At 65.0% G+C, this 20687-nt stretch carries 18 protein-coding genes and 1 pseudogene; 14 read left to right on the plus strand and 5 right to left on the minus strand.

Annotation, left to right across the window (positions count from 1 at the left end; all coding sequences use genetic code 11):
- Positions 1–188: 188 nt before the first annotated feature.
- Positions 189–863: an HAD family hydrolase gene (locus tag CFB49_RS32095; RefSeq protein WP_050013954.1), complete on the minus strand. Its 675-nt coding sequence runs from the start codon at positions 861–863 to the stop codon at positions 189–191.
- Positions 864–1063: 200 nt separating this feature from the next.
- Here CFB49_RS32095 and CFB49_RS32100 point away from each other — a divergent pair, with 200 nt between their 5' ends.
- From CFB49_RS32100 to CFB49_RS32155, 13 genes are all read left to right on the plus strand, one after another.
- Positions 1064–2266 (plus strand): sugar transporter, encoded by a 1203-nt coding sequence (locus tag CFB49_RS32100; RefSeq protein WP_089493381.1) that lies wholly within the window; start codon positions 1064–1066, stop codon positions 2264–2266.
- 182 nt (positions 2267–2448) lie between these two features.
- A complete protein-coding gene (locus CFB49_RS32105; RefSeq protein ID WP_089437747.1) occupies positions 2449–3396 on the plus strand; it encodes a DUF4880 domain-containing protein in 948 nt (315 codons plus the stop codon).
- A 136-nt stretch (positions 3397–3532) separates the two neighbouring features.
- Entirely contained in the window at positions 3533–3997 is a 465-nt protein-coding gene (locus CFB49_RS32110; protein WP_012336653.1) for an Lrp/AsnC family transcriptional regulator, read from the plus strand.
- A complete protein-coding gene (locus tag CFB49_RS36135; RefSeq protein ID WP_143329354.1) occupies positions 3994–4197 on the plus strand; it encodes a hypothetical protein in 204 nt (67 codons plus the stop codon). The genes CFB49_RS32110 and CFB49_RS36135 overlap by 4 nt, the downstream gene beginning before the upstream one ends.
- Before the next feature lie 95 nt (positions 4198–4292).
- Entirely contained in the window at positions 4293–6683 is a 2391-nt protein-coding gene (locus tag CFB49_RS32115) for a TonB-dependent siderophore receptor (protein ID WP_089493382.1), read from the plus strand.
- A 34-nt stretch (positions 6684–6717) separates the two neighbouring features.
- Entirely contained in the window at positions 6718–7461 is a 744-nt protein-coding gene (locus tag CFB49_RS32120; RefSeq protein ID WP_256979936.1) for an energy transducer TonB, read from the plus strand.
- Positions 7462–7484: 23 nt separating this feature from the next.
- Positions 7485–8225, plus strand: a complete 741-nt coding sequence (locus CFB49_RS32125; protein WP_089493384.1) for a MotA/TolQ/ExbB proton channel family protein — start codon at positions 7485–7487, stop codon at positions 8223–8225.
- Between the two features lie 11 nt (positions 8226–8236).
- Positions 8237–8659, plus strand: a complete 423-nt coding sequence (locus tag CFB49_RS32130) for an ExbD/TolR family protein (protein ID WP_089493385.1) — start codon at positions 8237–8239, stop codon at positions 8657–8659.
- Positions 8660–8679: 20 nt separating this feature from the next.
- Positions 8680–10467 carry an ABC transporter ATP-binding protein/permease gene (locus tag CFB49_RS32135; RefSeq protein ID WP_256979944.1) on the plus strand — a complete coding sequence of 596 codons (1788 nt, stop codon included), beginning with the start codon at positions 8680–8682 and terminating at the stop codon, positions 10465–10467.
- Positions 10468–10545: 78 nt separating this feature from the next.
- Positions 10546–11766 carry a thioredoxin gene (gene trxA, locus CFB49_RS32140; RefSeq protein ID WP_069616978.1) on the plus strand — a complete coding sequence of 407 codons (1221 nt, stop codon included), beginning with the start codon at positions 10546–10548 and terminating at the stop codon, positions 11764–11766.
- Positions 11767–11990: 224 nt separating this feature from the next.
- Positions 11991–13349 carry a metallopeptidase TldD-related protein gene (locus CFB49_RS32145; RefSeq protein ID WP_089493387.1) on the plus strand — a complete coding sequence of 453 codons (1359 nt, stop codon included), beginning with the start codon at positions 11991–11993 and terminating at the stop codon, positions 13347–13349.
- A gap of 51 nt (positions 13350–13400) precedes the next feature.
- Positions 13401–14888: a metalloprotease TldD gene (tldD, locus tag CFB49_RS32150; RefSeq protein WP_089493388.1), complete on the plus strand. Its 1488-nt coding sequence runs from the start codon at positions 13401–13403 to the stop codon at positions 14886–14888.
- 31 nt (positions 14889–14919) lie between these two features.
- Complete coding sequence (locus CFB49_RS32155; RefSeq protein ID WP_089493728.1) at positions 14920–15348, plus strand: Fis family transcriptional regulator; 429 nt, start codon at positions 14920–14922, stop codon at positions 15346–15348.
- A 77-nt stretch (positions 15349–15425) separates the two neighbouring features.
- Here the strand turns inward: CFB49_RS32155 and CFB49_RS32160 are convergent, their stop codons facing one another.
- On the minus strand, positions 15426–15977 hold the full coding sequence (locus tag CFB49_RS32160; RefSeq protein WP_084044105.1) for a sigma-70 family RNA polymerase sigma factor: 552 nt from the start codon (positions 15975–15977) through the stop codon (positions 15426–15428).
- Between the two features lie 73 nt (positions 15978–16050).
- The gene (locus CFB49_RS36140; protein ID WP_143329355.1) at positions 16051–16410 is read right to left on the minus strand and encodes a hypothetical protein; all 360 of its coding nucleotides are present in this window, start codon (positions 16408–16410) and stop codon (positions 16051–16053) included.
- Positions 16411–16557: 147 nt separating this feature from the next.
- Between CFB49_RS36140 and CFB49_RS32165 the strand changes: the two are divergent.
- Positions 16558–18003: pseudogene (locus CFB49_RS32165) on the plus strand (leucyl aminopeptidase); the annotation flags it as partial.
- Between the two features lie 209 nt (positions 18004–18212).
- On the opposite strand, the gene CFB49_RS32170 reads toward CFB49_RS32165, so the two are convergent.
- Together CFB49_RS32170 and CFB49_RS32175 are read right to left on the minus strand one after the other, a co-directional pair.
- Complete coding sequence (locus CFB49_RS32170; protein ID WP_249190652.1) at positions 18213–19376, minus strand: helix-turn-helix domain-containing protein; 1164 nt, start codon at positions 19374–19376, stop codon at positions 18213–18215.
- Positions 19377–19546: 170 nt separating this feature from the next.
- Positions 19547–20674: an NAD(P)-dependent alcohol dehydrogenase gene (locus CFB49_RS32175; RefSeq protein ID WP_089493391.1), complete on the minus strand. Its 1128-nt coding sequence runs from the start codon at positions 20672–20674 to the stop codon at positions 19547–19549.
- Between the last annotated feature and the right edge of the window lie 13 nt (positions 20675–20687).

Here is a 20687-nt window from a genome sequence, read left to right on the forward strand (position 1 = left end):
TTTTTTCAAGAATCTTCCCGGCTGTTTTAAAAACACGGGAAAACAAGGATCGGTAAAAAATATTTTAAATCGCGATCGTCAATGGCAATCCGGATTGTTTCGATTCGATGAATCGAAACAGGCAGCCGCGCCGCGAACGATCACGCGCGGCTGCCCGGCCGGACGAAGCCGGGCGTGCCCCCCGGCGCCTACGGTCGCGCGGCAATCTCGTCGAGATGCCACAGCAGATCCGCCGGATCGTCGTATACGCGCAGCGCGCCCGCGCGTTCCAGTTCGTCGCTGCCGTACCCGCCGGCCAGCAGCCCGACCCCCAGCGCGCGGCAGCGGCTCGCGGCGAGCATGTCCCAGATGCTGTCGCCGACGACCACCGTATGCTCGATCGGCACGTTCAGTTTCGCGGCGGCGGTCAGGAACAGGTCGGGGTCCGGCTTTGCATACTTCACCTGATCGCGCGTGACGACGACGTTCTTCGCCGGATCGACGCCGAGCGCCTCGAGATTGATCGCCGCGGTTTCCATCCGCCCGCTGGTCGCGATCGCCCAGCGAATGCCGGCGTTCGACAGCGCGGCCAGCAACTCGCGCGCGCCCGGCAGCGGCCGGACCTGCGCGCGCAGCCGCTGGTACGCGGCCGCGTGCAGCCGCGCGAGCCGCTCGACACGGTCGGCGTCGATGTCGCCGTCCGTCTCGCGCAACAACTGATTCAGGAACAGGCCGCCGCTCATCCCGATCTTGCGATGGATGCGCCACACCGACAGTTCGATGCCTTCGGCATCGAGCGCTTCCTTCCACGCGAGTACGTGCTGATAGACGCTGTCGACGAGCGTGCCGTCGAGATCGAACAGAAATGACGTTTCAATGCGCATGTAAATCTCCTGGCCCGATAGTTTTCGGGCAAATCGTCGGCAAAACCCGGTTCGTCACATTATCGGCGCGCGGCCGTGTCACCGCCATGTCCCGCACCGCACGCGCCGCGCCTGGCGGCAGCGTGTCGAACGGCGCTGGTACAATCGCGCCGATGCGCCGGGCGGGCCGCCCGCGCGCCCAACCTTCGTCGAATCCCCGTATGGCAACCTCCGACGCCGTCAGTTCCGAACAATCGTGGTCGGGCGTTCTGGCCCTCGCGCTTTCCGCCTTCATCTTCAATACCACCGAATTCGTGCCCGTCGCGCTGCTGAGCGCGATCGGCGACAGCCTTCACATGCAGCCGACCGACGTCGGCCTGATGCTGACGATCTACGCGTGGGCCGTCGCGGTCGTGTCGCTGCCGCTGACCTTCGTCACGCGGCACGTCGAGCGCCGCAAGCTATTGAGCGTCGCGCTGCTGGTGTTCGTCGGCAGCCATGTCGTGACCGGCGTCGCGTGGAATTTCACGCTGTTGATGATCGGCCGGCTCGGCATCGCGTGCGCGCATGCGGTGTTCTGGTCGATTTCGATCCCGCTCGCGGTGCGGCTCGCGCCGAGCGACCGCAAGAGCCGCGCGCTCAGCCTGATCGCGATGGGCTCCGCGATCGCGATGGTGGCCGGGATTCCGCTCGGCCGCGTGATCGGCGAGGCGTTCGGCTGGCGCGTCACGTTCCTGATCATCGCGGGCGCGGCGGGCGTCACGCTGCTGTTGCTGCGCGCCACGTTGCCGTTGCTGCCGAGCCAGGGCGCCGGGTCGCTGAGCAGCATCGGGGTGTTCCTGCGCAAGCCGGCGCTGGTCGCGCTGTACGCGATCACCGTGCTCGTCGTGTCCGCGCACTTCACGTCGTACACGTATATCGAACCGTTCGTGCAGAGTGTCAATCATGCGAGCAACAGCCGGATCACGTACGTGCTGATCCTGTTCGGCGTCGCGGGCCTGCCGGCCGCGGTCTGCTTCAATCGCGTCTATCCGCACCGGCCCGACGATTTCCTGCTGGCGTCGATCGTCGCGCTGTCGGGCTGCCTGCTGATCCTGTTTCCGAGCGCACTGAACATCGTCACGCTGTCCGTGCATACGCTGGTGTGGGGCGGCGCGATCGTCTGTTTCGGGCTGGCGATGCAGGCGTGGGTGCTGAAGCTGGCGCCGGAGGCGACCGACCTGGCCGTGTCGATCTACTCCGGGTTGTACAACGTCGGGATCGGCGCCGGCGCGCTGCTCGGCAACCATATCGCGGGCGACTTCGGGTTGCCGTGGATCGGCACGTTCGGCGGCGTGGTCGCGATCTTCGCGGCCGGGATCGCGTGGGCCGCGTTGCGCCTGCACGCGAAACGGGAAGCGGCGGTCGCGGCCACCGTGCGTTGAGGCCGCCGCGCCGCGAGGCCAGAGATTACGCACCTGATCCACGCGTATTTTGCCGCATCGTTCGTTGCGACGCGCTGAATGCGGCATGTTATGCTCCGCGCGAAACCCGTGTTCCGGAATTAGCGGCTCGGCAACGGGCCGCGTGTGCGGCACGGCCGTTCGCCCTCGATTGATTGACGCTCATGAACGGTAACTCCACGCTTGATCCAGTGGCGCAAGAGGCGATTGACTGGGAAGTGAGGCTGCGCTCCGGCGAGCTTTCGCCGGACGAGCGCGATGCATTCCTGGCATGGCGGCGCGCGGATCCGGCTCACGAAGAAGCGTGGGCGCGGCTGCAGCAGCGGCTCGGCAGGCTCGGCCCGTTGCAGGGCACGTCGAGTGCGGCGGTGCGGCGGGCGCTCGATGAGCCGTCGCATCATCGCAGACGCTGGCTGAAAGCCGGCGCGGGCCTGGGCGGCATCGTGCTCGCCGGGATCGGCACGCGCCAGCTCATTTCGACGTTTTCGCTCGACGCGGACTACCACAATGGCGATGTGGTCCCACAAAGAGTTCAGTTCGACGGCAATGTTTCGGTCACGGCCGGCGCGGCCACGCGGGTGTATACCCATGCACGTGAGCAAGCCGACCTCTATCTGGCCGCCGGCCAGGTTGCAACCGATCCGAATCGCGCAGGCTATCAGCCTGTCGTCGTGACCACCCGCGACGGCATGGTTCGCACCGAGCGGGCGCGCGTGAGCGTGGACGTTCTGCGCCTGCATACCGTCGTGGCCGTGCAAGGCGGCGACGCGGTCCTCGCCGTGCGTCGCGGGCGCCGCTTGCGGGTACCCGATGGATCGGCATGGTCGCTGTCGGGCGGACAGATCGCCCGCATGCCCGAAACGTCGGCCGACATCTTCTCGTGGACACGCGGCACGCTGGTCGTGCTCGACCGCGCGGTGCCGGACGTGATCGAAACCCTGGGCCGTTACTTCGGCGGCTATATCCGTTTCCCGGAGGCCGCGCTGTCGCGCCGCGTGAGCGGCGTCTTTCCGCTCGACGACGCGCCGGCCGCACTCCGGCAACTGGCCGAAAGCCTCGGGTTTTCCCTGAATCTGTACGGCAAGATGCTCGCCGTCGCCACACCTGCCTGAAACCGCAGGCTGCCGCTCCAGCCCCCCTCCGAATTTTTTTCGATTTGCGGTGTCACTTTTCGCCGCTCGTTGCACAAGGTAAATAAGAGCGCATCGAATCGCTCGACATCAACCCGTGCACTCGAGTGGAGGAAGTGTGTTCGACGCTATCGACAAGTCCATATTGTCCGTGCTGCAGCAGGACAGCACGCTCTCGGTGGCGGAGATCGCCGACCGCGTGAACCTTTCGACGACGCCATGCTGGCGACGCATTCAGAAGCTCGAGCAGGACGGCGTGATCGCGCGTCGCGTGGCGCTTCTGGACGCGAAGAAGCTCAACGTGGGCGTGACCGTGCTGGTGGAAATCAAGACCGCGGAACATACCGCCGCGTGGTTGCGGCGTTTCTGTGACGTGGTGGCGACGATTCCCGAGGTGGTGGAGGTTCATCGCATGAGCGGGCACATCGACTACATGCTCAAGGTGGTGGTGCCGCATATCGACGCGTACGACAGCGTATACAGGCGTTTGATTGGGGCGGTCGATATCTTCGACGTCAGTTCGAGCTTCGCGATGGAGACCATTAAGCAGACCACCGTATTACCGCTCGATTACATGCTGTGACCGCGCGGGCTGAGCAATTTATCGACAAGGACGGAGAAGGACGGAATTTCACCGGCGCGGCGGAAACCGCGGAATGGAATTCCAAAACGGGCGGCGCAAGCGAATTGTTTCAAAAAAACATTCCAGGCCCGGACGATAGACTTGTTTCATCGATGACGCGTTCGGGCAAGAGGCCGACCGAAGCCCGATTGGAAGCATGACGGTACTTTGCGACACGATGATGACGCGATTACGCGTAGGAATACTGACAGAACGGACGAAGAGCCAATACATTCGACAAGGGAGTGGTTCAAACGTGAAGCTCAACATCAGAACACGCCGGGCTATCTCGAGCCAGGCATCAGGGGTTGCCATCGCGGTCGCCGTTGCACAGGTTTTCATGGCGGCGTCGGTGCATGCACAACAGACTGCCCGGCAGTCATGGCATCTCGCGAGCGGTCCGTTGGACCGTACGCTGGTCGAAATCGCGCAGGCGGCCAACGTGAGGTTGAGCTACGACGCGGGCCTCGTGCAATCGCTGAAATCGTCGCCCGTGGAGGGGGACTACACCGCCGAGGCCGCGATTCGACAAGCGCTCCGAGGCACCGGCCTCGACCTCGTCGCGACGGGTAGCGGCGGCCTGACCATCCAGAAGGCGGTTGCGAAGCCGGCTGCGCCCGTTGCGGCGTCGGCGGCAGCGGCGGCAGCCTCCGTGGGGCCTGTCGATACCACGCTTCCGCTCATCAGCGTGGCGGCCAGCCGGGACTCCGGCGGTACCGGCTTCGTCGCGGAATCGTCGTCTACCTATGCGCGCTCGGACGTGCCGCTGAGCCAGACGCCGAAATCGGTCAGCGTCATCAACGCGGCGGTGATCCAGAGCCAGGCCGCTCAGTCGCTCTCCGATGTGCTGAGGAACGCTTCCGGTGTCGTCACGCGGCCGGGGCCGCTTGGTGTGCCGAGTTACACGATTCGCGGGTTTGTAGCGCAAAACCTCACATCGGACGGATTGGCGACTGTCGGGGCGGCCCCCAACGTCACGCCGACGATCGCCATCTCGAGCGTCGAAGTGGTCAAGGGCCCGTCGGCGATCGTGAACGGCAACAGCCCGCCGGGGGGTGTCATCAATATCGTCAAGAAGACGCCTCAGGCCGATCCATTCCACGAAATCCAGGTGGGCTACGGTTCCTACGGCAGCGAGCAGATCGCGCTGGACAGCACGGGCGCCATCACCGCCGACAAGAAGCTTCGGTATCGCTTCATCATCTCGGGTGAACGGGTCGGCCAGAATTCGATGGGATATGACGGCGAGAGAAATTTCTACTTTGCCCCGACCCTGGAATGGAAGGATTCGACCACGGATCTGACGGTGGGCTATGAGCGCACCGTCAATCGCGAGCCGGTTCCCCCATTCACCGTCGGCTATGCCAAGGGCGACATCTATCGAAACTATATCGACAGGCCGCTGGGCACGCCGTCCGACCATTTCGGCGCGCAAACGGACAATATTTTCGTTCACCTCGAACAAAAGCTCGGCACGGCGCTGACCTTCGTGAGCAAGGGTTCCTATACGCGGACCCAACAAACGCAGCAAGCCTGGACAACGGCGACGCCGCTCTCGGCGACCAACGGCATGTTGTTCCACAACTTCGATTCGGTCTCGGATTTCTACAGTTGGAGCTTCCAGAATTACCTGCGAGCCAAGTTCGATATCGGCGCTGCGAAAAATACGGTGATTGCGGGCTGGGACGTTCTTCGCTACAGCCAGCATCAGTTTGACACCACGACATCGAAATTCATTTCCATTCCGAATGTCTTCGGCTCATTTACTCTTCCGTCTTCCGACACGGGAAACGTGATGCCGAATGGCACTACCTACTTCACTCAAACCGGCTTATATCTACAAGATCAGTTTTCCTATAAGAATTTCCATGCGCTCGCGTCCGTGCGCCGGGATACCTATCTGACACATGCGACCTACGCCGGTACCCCGCCACCGGGAAGCCATCAGAACGCCTATAGCCCGAGCCTCGGCCTGCTCTACGAACTGACCTCCGAGGTTGCGGCCTACGCGAGCTACAACCGCGGCTTCCAGCCGGGCACGGCGCTTCAATTCGGTGGCGGTGTGCTCCCCCCGCAAATCAGCCAGCAAGTCGAAGTGGGCATGAAGTTCAACCTGCTGGACGACAAGCTGGCCATCACGACCTCGGCTTACCGGACCTCGTTCAGCAATTACAACGTTGCCGACCCGGCCCATCGCGGCTTCTCTCTTCCTGCCGGCGGCGCCGTGAGCCGCGGATTCGAAGCGGAGATTACCGGGCAGCCGCTGCCCGGCGTCAATGTGGTGGGCAGCTATACGTACAACGACTTCGTGCAGCCCCCGAACTCCAAGCTGGCGGTGAACCTGCCCAAGAACAGTGCCAGCCTGTGGGCGACCTACAACTTCCAGACCGAAAAGCTCCAGGGTTTCGGAGTCGGCGCGGGGCTCTTCTTCGCGAGCGGGCAGTACATCGGCTCGGGCTCGGCGTACCGCATCCCCAGTCAGGTGGAGACGGATCTCGGCGTGTTCTATCGGAAGAAGGGGTACGGCTTGAATCTTTCGATCAAGAACGTGTTCAACCGCAAGCTCTACTACAGCAGCACGTCGGCCGCCATGATTCCGATGGGTCCGGAGCGGACGGTCATGCTGACCGGAACCTATGACTTCTGATTCCTTGCCCGGCCGCCCCTGGGACGACATCGCCGTGCGCGAGAACACGTCCCAGGCGCCTTATGCGCGCACACGCCGCATCGCGTGTGCCACAGGGGTGCTGCTCGCCCATGCGCTGGGGCTGTACGTCGCGGTCCACCAAAGCGCGGTGACGCTCAGGCTTGAGGCGGGGCGTCCCGCGGGCGGCACGGTGCAGGTGCAACTGGTCGCCGTGCCGGCGCCGCGGCCCGCGCCGACACCGCCTGCGCCGCCCAAGCCGCGCGCCGAGCCACCGAAACCCGTGGCGCCGGCGAAGCCGGAAAAGGCGCATGTGCTGGCGTCGCACGCGCCGAGCCCGCGCACGGTGGAGGCGGCGCCCCTGGAGGCGCCGAAACCCGCCGAAACGCGGCCGGTCGCGCCGGCGCCCGAGCCGCATCCCGCACCTGAAGCGGCGCCGGCCCAACCTGTCGCGCAACCCGCGCCGGGGCCGAACCTGCTGGACGCGCCGAAGCAAATCAGTGCGGGCGAGTTGAAGCAGTTGGGATGCCAGATGCCGCGACCCGACTACCCGGCGAAAGCGCGGCGGCTGCAACAGGAGGGCACCGTGGTCGTGCATCTGAGCATCGGCACCGACGGCGCGGTGACGTCCGCGCGCGTGGCGCAGAGCAGCGGCTCGCCGCTGCTCGACGCGGCCGCCGTCGCGGCGATCCGTGCCGGCCGCTGTCATCCGTACGAGACCGCGGGCATCGCGCGCTCGGTCGAAGCTTCCCAACCCATCGCATTCAACCTGAACGACTGAACCCGCACCAATCGGAGCAACACATGGAACAGTATGGCATCGCCAACGTCTGGCAACAGGGTGACTTCGTTACCCGCTTCATCTTCGTTTTCCTGATCGGCATGTCGGTCGTCTCGTGGTTCGTGATACTGACGAAAGGATTTTCCAATCGGCGTCTCGAATCGCTCGGCAAGCGCGCGCAAACGGGTTTCTGGTCCAGTGCGTCGATCAGCGACGGCATCGCGGCGCTGGGCGAGCGCGGTGACAATCCTTATCGTGCGCTGGTGCTTGCCGGGCGCGAAGCGAATGAACAGCATGCGGGCAACGAACCGTCGATGCAGGGCAGCCTGAGCGCGAGCGAATGGGTGGCGCGCGGGCTGCGCAACGCATTCGACGACGAAGTCGCACGCCTGCAGAACGGCCTTGCCGTGCTGGGCTCGATCGGCAGCACCGCGCCGTTCGTGGGGCTGTTCGGCACCGTCTGGGGCATCTATCACGCGCTCATGGCGATCGGCATGTCGGGGCAGGCCAGCCTCGATCACGTTGCCGGCCCGGTGGGCGAGTCGCTCGTGATGACCGCGATCGGGTTGTTCGTCGCCATTCCGGCGGTGCTCGGCTTCAACTACGTGAACCGCGGCAACAAGCGCGTGAGCCATCGGCTGAACCGCTTCGCGCATGAGCTGCACGTGTATTTCGTCACCGGCGCGAAGGCCCGCGCCGACGCCAGCCGGCCGGCCGGCACACCGGCCGCGACCAAGCGCGCGACGCCCAATCTGGCCGCCTGAAGGAGCCCGTCATGTCAATGATTACCGATGGCGGCGGCGACGAAGGCGTCATGAACGACATCAACATGACGCCGCTGATCGACGTGATGCTGGTGTTGCTGATCATCTTCATCGTGACGCTGCCCGTCATCAACAAGGCGGTGAAGGTCGATCTTCCGCAGGCGGTCGCGCAGCCGGCCGTGTCGAGAACGCAGGACATCGACCTGTCGATCACCGCCGACAAGACGGTGCTGTGGAACAAGCAGCCGGTCGACGAGGCGGCGTTGAAGGCGCGCGTGGCCGAGGCCGCGGCGAAGGGCGAGCCGCCAGCGGTCAACATCAACGCGGATCAGCACGTCGAGTACGGCAAGGTCGCGACCATTCTCGCGGCGCTTCAGGGCGGCGGCCTCAACAAGATCAACTTCGTGATGCAACCGCCCGAGGCGCGCCCATGACGGTGAACGGTGCTTCTCCAATGGACCGCGCGGAAGACGCTGAAGCGCGCCGCCATTTTCCGTCGGTATGGCGACTGCTGTTCCCTTACTGGCGTACGCGCGAAGGCGTTTTCTCGCTGATATTGCTGATGCTCGTGCTCGGGTCGAGTTGGGCCACGACGTACGTGATGCTGTGGAACAACAACTGGACCGGCACGTTCTACGATGCGATCGGCGCTTCCCGATTCAACGTGCTGCCGGAGCTGCTCGTGCGTTTCCTGCTCGTGGCGATGGCCGGCGCAGTCGTGCATATTACCGGGGCAGTGCTGCAGCAAATCGTGCAGATTCGCTGGCGCCGGTGGCTCACGACGTGGCTCGCCGACAAATGGCTCGCCCGCAACAACTATTATCGGATCGAACGCGACCGGGAACTCGAGAACGTCGATCAGCGTATCGCGGAGGACGTGAAGCTGTTCGTCAACGACACGCTGCTGTTGGGTCTCGGGTTTCTCTCAGTGCCGGTCAGCATCGTATCGTTCAGCGTCGTGCTGTGGCGCATGGGCGGCCCGTTGCAGATGCATGTCGGCGGATCGTCGTACGTATTGCACGGTTATCTGGTGTTCGCCGCATTTGCCTACACCGGCGTCATTTTCGCGGCGACGCATTATCTGGGCCGCAGGCTCATCACGCTGACGGCCAGACAGCATCGTGTCGAGGGCGATTTTCGCGTGCTCATGGTGGGCGTGCGTGAATTCGCGGAACAGATCGCGTTCTTTCAGGGGCAAACGTCCGAGCATGGGCGTCTGCAGGCATCGTTTCGCTTCGTGGTATCGAATCTCTACGCGACGCTGTGGGTGAATACGCGCCTCTCGTTCTTCACCAATGTCGTCGGTCAGTTCAGTTCGGTCGTTCCAATCATCCCGACCTTGCTGATGCTGCCGCAGCTGATGTCGGGTGGGCTAACGCTCGGCGGGCTGATGAAATCGAACAGCGCATTCAATTCCGTCACGGGGTCGCTGGCATTTTTTTGGCAAGCCTATCCGGGATTTACGTCGTGGCGTGCGGAGGCCAACCGTCTGCGCGAGTTCCTGCACGTGAGCGAGCATGAGCCGCGGCAGGAAATCGCGCTGGACGAAAGCCACACTGGAGCGGTCGCCGCGAGCGGGCTCGTCTTGCGCGACGCGTCCGGCGACATACTGTCGCGCGTGCCCGATTTCGTGCTCCCAGCCGGCCGGCGGTGCCTTGTGCGCGGTCGCTCGGGGTGCGGGAAAAGCACGTTGCTGCGCGCGTTGGCCGGCCTATGGCCCTACGGCGAAGGCACGATCGTGCGTCCGGCAGCCGGCACGTTCTTCTTGCCGCAACGCAGCTATATCCCGCCGGGCTCGCTGAAGGCGGCCGTGACCTATCCGCGCGACGCGTCGGCGTACCCGGACAGCGAATGCGAGGCACTGCTGCACGCATGCGGATTGTCGGCCTATGCGCGCTTGCTCCATGTCGAGGACCGCTGGAGCACACGGCTTTCCGGTGGCGAGCAGCAGCGCGTGGCGTTTGCGCGCGTGCTGCTCGCCAAACCGTCCACGGTGTTCCTCGACGAATGCACGTCCGCACTCGATAGCCAGAGCGAGAAGGAACTCTACGGTCTGTTGATCGAGCGTTTGCCTCAGGCCACGGTCGTCAGCGTCGCGCATCGCAAGGAACTGCTGGCGTTTCACGACACGACGCTCGATTTCCCCGCACCGTCGGTACCGGAAGCACGACAGCACGCCGCCGACGAAGCGCAGGGTGCACACCCCGGCGGCCGCGCATACGTGGGAACGCAGCTGTGCTGAGCACCACGATCCCAACCGGCGACATGCATTTGAAAAATGTACGGCGCGCCAACAAGTGAAACAGGACAAGGTCGATCCATGAGCAATCTGAAAGCAGTGACGCTGGAAACCATCGAAGCCGACGTGATCAACAACCCGCTGCCCGTACTGGTCGACTTCTGGGCGCCCTGGTGCGGTCCGTGCAAGGCGCTCGCGCCGACGCTGTCGAAAGTGAGCGAGCAGTTTCAGGGCAACGTGGCGTTCGTGAAGATCGACGTGGACGAGAATGCAGGCGTGCGCGAACGATTCGGTGTCCGCGGTATTCCGACGCTGATCCTGCTGCGCGGCGGCAAGGAGCTCGGCCGCGTGGTCGGCAATCGCTCCGCCACGCAACTGGCCGGCTTCATCGACAATCACCTCGGCTCCGTGACGCCGTTGCCTGCGGCGATCGCCGTTGCACCGAACGCGTTCGCCGGCGACGCCCAGCTCAAGGCGGAGCGCCTTGCCGCATTGCGCGCGTGGCTGGACCGCAAGCGGGCCGCGCCTTCCGAAGCGATGTGGGACGGCGAAATCGGCAGCGCCATTCAGTTCGTCTGCAACACCGCGGACGTGGACGATTGCGCAAGAACGCTGGGTATTCCGGCCAACGTGCTGGCCGTGGTGGAATCGCTGACGAGCTATCGCCGCACCCATCTGAACGGCGCGGAGTTCGTCGCGCAGTGGCTTGACGCCGTGCCGGTGGGTGCGAATCTCTCGCGGCTGCCGCGAATGCTGGTCACGGATCTGCTGTCCGGCGGCGAGATGACCGAGTTGATCGGCGACGATGCGGCGCTGCTGTCGATTCGCGACCGGCTGGCCGCGCAGCATGACCCCGCTCGGGCGGAAGGGCCCCTGGACCTGGAACTGGCCGCGATCAAGCAGGCGCTCGCGAAAGCCGGTACCACCCCGGCCGGCGCCGCACACGCGTTGGCGACACGGCTTCTCGTGTTGGTCGCTCAACCGCTCGGCGATGCCGCGGTCGTCACCGATTTCATATTCGGCCTTGCGGGCGCGCACTGGGAATTGTTGCGCGCGGCCTGCAACTGGACGCCCGACGACGACCGACGCTTCATGCAGCTCGCGGAAGAAACGTCGAAGCGCGCGGTGGAGCGCGGCGAAGAAGCTTCACAAGGCGACAAGACCCTCGAGCGGATCGAGTTGGTGGATTCCTCACTCATCGCGCGATTTCGATCCCACTACGGCGATGGCACGCAGGCCATGAAAAAGGTCGGCACGAGCATCGGCGATCGTTTGATCGGGCTGACGAAGCGCTGCACGTGAGTCATCGCAGAAAAAGTGCGCGTCGAACGTGAATTCCGGATACGCCGACGTGCGCGCAAAACGATTCCACGAATCCGCGAGACGGCGATTTCTTTCGTAAAAAAATTTCGATCGCGATCGATAGACTGTTTCCAATGTGCTCCCGCTCGATATGACGCGAAAACGTCTCGGCAGATGAGCGGACTCATCGGGCACACGGCATTCCAACACTCGGAGCAATTTCCATGCATGACGGCGGTACGCAGTGGCGCGACGTGAAATCCAGCCTGGAGGCAGCGGCCGAATGTGCACTCGATCTCGCACGACGCGCAGGGGCCGACGGCGTTCGTGTGGAGATCGATCATGTCGAATCGCGAACGGCGACCGTGCGCAACCGGATGCCGACCGAGCGGAGCCTTCGACTGTCTTCATCGGTCTCGCTCGTGGTCTATCGCAATGGCCGACGTGGCGCGACGACCTCGTCCGATTTGTCCGCCGACGGCCTCGCCGGTGCGGTGGCGGCCGCCATCGACATCGCGTCGGTCACGGACGTCGATGCCGCCGCCGGCCTGGCTCAGGCGGACTTGCTGGCCAGGGACTTCATCGATCTGGACTTGTGTCATCCGCTCGATCTGTCGCTCGATGACATGCTCGACGATGCCCGTCGCGCGGAAGAGGCCGCATTTTCCACGAGCCCCGCCATCGTGACGACCAACGGCGCCAGCATCGGGACTTCCGCGGGGTTGTCGTTGCTCGCGACCAGCCAGGGGTTTGGGCACAGCGTGCCGTGGTCCGCGCATTTCGTGTCGTGCATGCCCGTCGCCGCAGGCAGCGGCGAGAAACAAATGGGATTCTGGAGCGACGGCGCGCGCGCCTATGCCGATCTCGACGCACCCGAACGGATCGGCACGCAAGCCGCAACGCGCGCGCTCGCGCTGCTGGGCGGCACGCAGATTGAAACGCAGCGTTGCCCCGTGTTGTTCGAGCCGACGGCCGCGATGTCGCTGCTCGGCGAGTTCGTCAACGCGGCATCCGGCGATGCACTTTATCGGACGGGCTCGTACCTGACCCACCGTCTCGGTACTCGCATCTTTGCCGATCACATTCAGGTATACGAAGATCCATTCGTCTCAAGGGGAATGGCGAGTCGCTGCTTCGACTCCGATGGCGTTGCCGTCTCTCGGCGATCGGTCGTCGACGCAGGCGTGTTGCGCGGCTACTTTCTTGGCTTGTACGCGGCCCGGCGTCTCGGCATGGCGCCGACCGGCAACGGCTGGGGCCCGCACAACCTCGAAGTGCGCAGTGCGAAAACCGCGAACTCGGACGGGATCGACGCGATGCTGGAAAGGCTCGATCGCGGCCTGTTCGTCACCGAGATGGCAGGCGGCGGCGTAAACCGGCTGACCGGCGATTTCTCGCGTGCCGCGAAGGGGTTCTGGGTGGAGAACGGCCAGATCCGTTTTCCGGTCACCGGCATCACGATCGCGTCGAATCTGAATGCGATCTTTTCCGGCCTGCTCGCCGTGGGGGCCGACACCGTGACCAGAGGAAGCTTCCGCACGGGTTCGTGGCTGATCGATGAAATGAGAATCGGCGGCAGCTGACGTGCGCGGTACGCGCGGCCATCCTTTCCTGTTACATACCGGTACGACACCATGCTGGACACGCACGAAACCCTGACTGACACCCGCGACCCCTCGCTCGACGACATGCGTCGCGCGGCGTATGCAGGGCTGCTCGACAAACACGGCATCGACGAAACGCACTTGTTCGCCGCGCTGAACAGCGCGCTCGGGCAGTCCGGCGACTTCGCCGACATCTATCTGAAGGAGTCGATCGCCGAATCGTGGTCGCTAGAAGGCGGCGCCGTGCGGGGCGGCGCCTGGCAGTGCGATTCGGGATTCGGCATTCGCGTGCTGAACGGCGAGGAGACGACGTTCGCAAGTTCGCAACGAATCGGGGCGGACGCGTTGCGCACGATCGCGCGGCAGATTCGTTCGGGACCGGAGGTTCTGTCCCGCGTAACGCCGCGCGGCGAACCAGCCGGCTCCGCGGCGGCGCGATCGATCTATCTTCCGCGCGCCTCGCTTAGCGCGATCGGCGCTGAGCGGAAACTTGCGCTGCTCAAGCGTGTGGACGAACTGGCACGTTCGAAGGATCGGCGCGTGATCGAGGTCAACGCCATGCTCGCCGCGACGCACGAGACAGTGTGGATCGCGCGTTGCGACGGACTCGGCGTCGGCGACGTGCGACCCATGCTGCGACTGGCGATCAACGTTCGGGTCAAATCGGGCGACCGGATCGAAAGCGCGAGCGGCGGGATCGGCGGTCGCTACGGGCTCGCTTCGTGGTCGGACGACGACCTCCGCACGCTGGTGTACGACCGCGTCGAAGCCGCGCTGACGAAACTGGATGCACGACCCGCGCCGGCGGGAACGATGACGGTCGTCGTCGGGCCGGGCTGGAACGGCGTGCTGTTGCACGAAGCCGTGGGCCATGGTCTCGAGGCCGACGGCATACGGCGCAAGACCTCGGTGTTCGCGGGCCGCATCGGCGAGCGCGTGGCGGCGCGTCACGTCACCATCGTCGACGACGGCACGCTCGAAGGCCGCCGCGGTTCGCTCAATATCGACGACGAAGGCTGTCCGACGCAACGCACGGTATTGATCGAGGACGGCGTGTTGCGCGGCTGCATGCAGGACTCGCTCAATGCGCGCCTGATGAACATGCGGCCGACGGGCAATGGCCGCCGCGAGGGCTATGCGGTGTTGCCGATGCCCCGCATGACCAACACGTTCATGCTCAACGGCGATCGCGAACACGAGGAGATCATTGCGTCGGTGAAGCGCGGGATATACGTGGCGGGGCTCGAGGGCGGGCAGGTCGACATCACGAGCGGGCAGTTCGTGTTCGAGGCGTCGGAAGCATTCCTGATCGAAAACGGCAGGCTCTGCGCACCCGTGAAAGGCGCGACGATCACCGGCAACGGGCTGGACACGATCCAGAAAATCAGCATGGTCGGCAACAACCTCGAACTCGACACGGGCCGCGCCGTGTGCGGCAAGGCCGGCCAGTCGGTGCCGGTGAGCGTGGGGCAGCCTACCGTTCGCGTGGACGACATGACGGTGGGCGGAACGGCATGACGAATGGGTGCGGATGGATGGCGAACCGAAGATGAGAGGATGGACGCAGCGTCTCGACCAGTCGAGAGTCCGGTCGCGGCTGGACAAGACGGAACTTCTGCCTTTACCGAAGGCCATTCGCGATGCGCTTTCACTGGAGTATCACCTTCAGCTCGAAGCGCTGCGCGCCGGGGCAGGCTCGCTGATCGCACTGCGCATCCTGTTGCGCGTGGCGATGGCCGCCGCGATGCTGCGCGAGCTCGGCTATGGCGGGCAACACCTGCATGCGTCCGACGAATACGAGCGCATCGCCGGCGATGCCTATGAATCGGGAGAGGAAGGCCGCTACGGATTCGATCCGGCCGCCTTTCGCGTGTTCGCGGCGCTCGTGACGGATCATGACTCGCAACTGGAGGCAGCGCCCGTGCGGGCGATCGACATCGTCGCACGGCAACTGGAGCGACCCGGTGCGGCGCAGTGAAAGCGGCACGTTCGCGACCATGAACGGCTCGGGAGGAGGTCAGCCGGCAGCCGAGCGCCGACGCGGGCGCAGCCGGCTCATGCCATCAGATAGCATTGCGTCAGCGCCTGCGCGATATATTTGCGCACCATGCTCACCGACACCCCGAGCTGCTCGGCGATTTCAGCGTGCGTGAGGCCGTCGATCTGACTCATCACGAACGCGCTTTTCGCGTTGGGTGACAGGCCGTTCAACGCCTGATCCACGAGCAAGAGCGCCTGCGTCACTTCCGCCATGCTTTCCGCCGACGGCATGACGGCTTCTTCCCGATGGACGAGCGTGTCCAGGTACGCGCGTTCCAGATCGCGGCGGCGCCACATCTCGTAGGTGAGGCGCTGTGCGATGACCGTGAGAAAGGCGCGCGCATCGCGCACGGCTGTCAGGTCCTGCACATCCGCCAGTTCGGCGAACGACGACGCCGCCAGATCTTCCGCGTCGGCCGGCGAGCCGACGCGCCTTTGCAGTTTCGACTTCAGCCACGCGTAGCTCGCGCGGAATTCACTCGTCAACCATGCCGCGCGCGAACGCGTGCGCTCGTCGTCGACATCGCATCTCGTGGGGGAGCCGCTGATCGGTGAACTGTAATTCATATGAAACGGATTCCTGGACCCGTGGCGTCAAGGCTCGCACGCGTGCACGAAAACGGCACGTGAGAAGCGCACATTATTTGCGCCGCCACGCCTCTGGAAGTGACAACGTCTCTGCGCAGCGCCCAGGCTTGAGTATGCCATTGCAAAAACCGCCGGACTCAAAGTGGTTTGAAACCAACGCAATATTTTGTGCCGTCGTTTCGCCGTCGAAGGACCACGCCGTCATCGGCCGATAAGTCTGACGAATACGTGAACGATACGGATACAGCATCATCGACGGAACCAGGGAATCGTCGAATCGGAATGAGGCGACGATCGGAACGAGGGCGGCTAATTCGCGGCGTCGCAACCTGCGCGGAAAATGCATTCCGCCGAGCGTCGCCGCAGCGGAAAAACGTCCTTCATTTCGGCCGACCGGCGATTTAATTCGCAAAAGTCGTTTGCGTCGTGACGCGTACGATCTCGGCAGTGTCGGGGCAGGGCCGGGAACCGCCCGCCGTGACGTTTCCCCTTACTTCCGAGTTGTGCTCGATCCATGAATTTTCTGCTCTGCACGCCTGCCGAAGGCTACGCCTCCGATGCCGATTGCCTCGTGATCGGTTTGTTCGAAAACCAGAAACCGTCCGCGACATGGGCGATGCCCGATCGCGCGGTCGCGGCACGCATCGACCGTTTGTGGAAGGCAGGCGATATCGACGGAAAGGTCGGTTCGACATACTGGTTGCACGAAGTGCAACACATGGGCGCGTCGCGCATCTTGCTGGTCGGGCTCGGCACATCGGAAGCGCTCGACCGTCGACGCTACGGGCAGGCACTGCGTGCTGCCTGGCGCGCCGTACTCGCCACCCGGCTCACGAGGGTGAATATCGCGCTGACACTCGCGCCGGTGATCGACCTCGACGCAGCCGCCCGCGTGCGCGCTGCGGTGCTTGAATTGCGCGACGAGCGTTATCGCTTCGTCGACATGAAAAGCGAGAAAGAGGATGTTCCTGGCTCATTGACCGCGGCGGTGTTCGCTGTCGAAGCCGATGCGATGAAAGCCGCGAAGCGCGCCATCCGGCACGCCGTGGCGCTGGCAAACGGCATCGATCTCGCACGCGATCTCGGCAATATGCCTGGCAACGTTTGCACGCCCGCATGGCTGGGGAATACGGCAAGAAAGATTGCCCGTGGCCGGGACATGAAGGTGGACGTGTTGGGACCCCAACGTATCACCGCGTTGAAAATGGGCGCATTCCTGAGCGTCGCGCGCGGTTCGGCACTGCCGGCGCAACTGATCGTCCTCCAGTATCGCGGCGCCGGCGCGCGCACGGCGCCGGTCGTGCTCGTCGGCAAAGGTATCACGTTCGATTCGGGCGGCATTTCGCTCAAGCCTGCCGAAGCCATGGACGAGATGAAATACGACATGTGCGGGGCGGCCGCGGTGCTGGGTGCGATGCGGGCTATCGCCGAGATGGGGCTGCGGTTGAATGTCGTCACGATCATTCCGGCTTGCGAGAACATGCCCGGCGGCGATGCGAACAAGCCGGGCGACATCGTCACGAGCATGAAGGGCCTCACGATCGAGGTGCTCAACACCGACGCGGAGGGGCGACTCATTCTGTGCGATGCCCTCACGTATGCGGAGCGCTTCCGGCCCGCCGCCGTGATCGACGTGGCCACGCTCACGGGAGCGTGCGTCGTCGCGCTCGGCCATCATCGCAGCGGCCTGTTCGCAAATGACGATGCGCTTGCCGACGCGTTGCTGCATGCGTCTGAAGCCGCGTCGGACGCGATATGGCGTATGCCCGTCGACGACGCGTACGGCGAGCAACTGAAATCGAATTTCGCCGATCTGGCGAATATCGGCGGACGCGCAGCGGGCAGTATTACGGCGGCCTGTTTTCTGTCACGCTTTGCGCAGGCATATCCGTGGGCGCATCTCGACATCGCAGGTACCGCGTGGCGAAGCGGCGCGACGAAAGGCGCGACCGGCCGGCCGGTCGCATTGCTCGTGGAGTTCCTCGCGAGTCGCGCGCAGGCGTGAATTCACGCGTCGCACGCCGCCTGGCTCGAGTCCTGTGCGATGCGCGACGGTGAACCGACGCGCACCTTTGCGAATGACTGGCTGCGACTACACGAGACTAACGGATGAGACCCAAACATGTATTGGCCTTTGGGGGGCGGCGCAAGCCTGTTATCAGCGTGAACAAGCCCTAAGCGCCATTGCCACGCGACCTGCTTCACTCCGCATCGTCAATGCGATCCGTCGTGCCCGATCCCCGCCGCATCGCGCTGCCGCAATTTCGCGTACAGCGTCGTGCGTGAAATGCCGAGTTGCCGCGCGGCCGCCGACACGTTGCCGTCGTGCTCGTCGAGCGCGCGCCGGATCGCATCGAGCGACTGTTCGTGCAGGCTCGCCTGGGGGCCGGCGGCCGGCGCCGCGCGGCACACGTCGGCGGCGTCTTCGAGCACGTCGGCGTGGCGCGTTGCGGCGGCGCGATCGAGCGGCGCGCGCACGGCGCGCACCCATACGTGGCTACCATCGTCGCGCGCGATCCGTTGCGGCGTGCGCGCCGGTGTCAGCAAACGACGCCGCTGCGCGGGCGTCGCGCCGGGAAACAGCTGCCGCAGATCATGCGGCGCCACCGGCCCGGCAGGCGCGAGGCCGAGCATCTGGCGCGCCAGGCGGCTCACAGCGCGCACGCGGCCCGCTTCGTCGAGCGCAATGACGCCGGCGAGCGGCGTGTCGAGCCAGCGCGGATCGAATTGCACCTGCAACAGATGGCAGTCGCGCAGCATCGCATAGAGGCGCTGTTCGGCGGACAGCGACGCGTGCCGGAACGGTTCGTGCAATTGCGTGACATTGCGCCGGCCGATGCCGGTGATATCGAGTGCGCCGATCACTTCGCCGTCGAAGCCGACCAGCGGCACCGCGAGGCAGAACACCCGCGAGAACTCGTGGAGATAATGCTGCGCGCCCGCGACGACGGCCTCGGCGCCGTCGTGAATCACGCAGCTCGGCGCGGTCGTGCCGATGTTCGGCTCGACGATCCGGCGCCCGGCGACGATCGGCGTCAGCAGCGCGTCGTCGCATTGCGGGCTGCGCCGCGCATGGACGATCGTGCCGTGCGGATTGACGCACATGATCGTCCATTCCCTGCCGCCGAATGCGGCCCACAGCGGCTCGATTTCCTGCGCGACGCAGCGATGGAGCCGTCGGTCCGCGCGGGATTCGTCGCGCTCGCGCTGCATTTCATAGCGGGCGGTTTGCCACGGCCGGAGCCCGGCGTCGCGCGAGCGCAGCCATGAGCGCGCGACGCTGGCCGGCAACGCCGTTTCCGGCAGCGGCTCGCCCGCGGCGAAGCGGGCGCGGAGCCGGTCGAGATCGACCGGCCGTGCAGGGGATTCGGGGGCCATGTTCACGCTGCGCTCCATGTGGGTCGAAGGTCCGGGCGCGCGTGCCGCGCCGGCGTGTCGAGCGAATGCGTAATATAGCCCGGTGCCCGGAATGCGGCATTTTCCTCCCCCGAGGGCGTCGTCGCGTGCCGCCGCGAGGCGTCGGCGGCACGCACGGCGCCCGCGCGCGCTCAGTGCGGCAACCGCAGGATCGGCTTGAGCGTGATCCCCTTGCTGCTGTCTTCCGCCGCCTGGTTGATCTGGTCGAGCGGATAGAACTTCACCAGCCGGTCGAACGGAAACCGCCCTTGCAGATACAGCTGCACGAGCTGCGGAATGAACGTCTGCGGCACGCTGTCGCCTTCGACGATGCCGCGGATCGTATGGCCGCCGAGCAGCAGGCTGTTCACGTCGAATTCGGCTTTCGTACCGAGCTTCGGCGCGCCGACCACGCCCATCGTGCCGCGCGAGCCGAGCGCGTCGATCCCTTGCGACAGCACGGCCGGCAGCCCGGTCGATTCGAGCGCGTAGTCGACGCCGCCGCCGGTGATCTCGCGGATCGCATCGACCACGTCGACTTCCCGGCTGTTGATCGCGTGCGTCGCGCCGAGCTCCAGCGCCAGCGCGAGCCGCGACGGCACGATGTCGACCGCGATGATCGTCGTCGCGCCCGCGATGCGCGCGGCCATCACGGCGCTCATGCCGACCGCCCCCGCACCGAAGCTTGCGAAGCTGCTGCCCGGGCGCACCGCGAGCGAGTTGATTATCGCGCCCGCGCCGGTCTGGATCCCGCAGCCGAGCGGGCCGAGCAGTTCGAGCGGCGCTTCCTTCGGCACCCGGATCGCGTTGTTCTCGCGCGCAAGCGCGTAGCTCGCGAACGACGACTGCGCGAAGAAATGATCGTGCAGCGGTTGTCCGGCTTCGTCGCGGATGGCCGTCTGCCCGTCGGTGTCGACGCCGCCGAAATTCAGCGCGAAGAACTGCCGGCAATACGCGCCGTGACCGCCGACGCAGGACGCGCAATGGCCGCACGCGCCGTAGGTCAGCACGACGTGATCGCCGGCGGCGAGCGTCTTCACGTTCGGGCCGACCGCCTCGATCACGCCGGCGCCTTCGTGACCGAGCACGGCCGGCAGCGGCACCGGATAGTACTGGTCGCGCACGATCAGGTCGGTATGGCACAAGCCGGTCGCGACGACGCGCACCAGTACCTCGTCGCCGCGCGGCGCGCGGATGCGGGCCGCTTCGATCGAGAAGGGTGCGCCGGCGGCGCGTGCGACGGCCGCGGTGACGGCGCGTGTATCGTTGTCGGTGTACATGGTCGGTCTCCTC

Source organism: Burkholderia sp. AU17457 (assembly GCF_002223255.1).
Classification (GTDB): domain Bacteria; phylum Pseudomonadota; class Gammaproteobacteria; order Burkholderiales; family Burkholderiaceae; genus Burkholderia; species Burkholderia sola.